General features: G+C 57.1%; 1 pseudogene. It reads right to left on the reverse strand.

The window, feature by feature from the left end:
• Positions 1 to 266, reverse strand: a pseudogene (locus C493_RS23785) (RNA-guided endonuclease InsQ/TnpB family protein); the annotation flags it as partial.

Consider the following 266-nt stretch of genomic DNA (forward strand, 5'->3'; position numbering starts at 1 on the left):
GCTCGAGGGTGTTCCTTGTGATTGGCACCTTTGGAGAGGCGCACGCGGTTGTTCTTGGTGTCGTGGCGGATACCGTTTTGCTTCCACGTTACGGTAGAACGCGGGTGTTCTTCGTGGACGCGGCGGCCCTCGTCGTGGTAGTAGTTTTCTTTGCGGTAGCCGGGCGGATTGTCCCTATCATCGTCACTGGAGTACCACGAGTTGAAGGCTTCAGCGAGTTCCTCCAGAACCCGCTGGCTGGACTGTGAGTGCAGTCCCTTGTATTT

Origin of the sequence: Natronolimnohabitans innermongolicus JCM 12255 (genome assembly GCF_000337215.1) — an archaeon.
Lineage (GTDB): Archaea > Halobacteriota > Halobacteria > Halobacteriales > Natrialbaceae > Natronolimnohabitans > Natronolimnohabitans innermongolicus.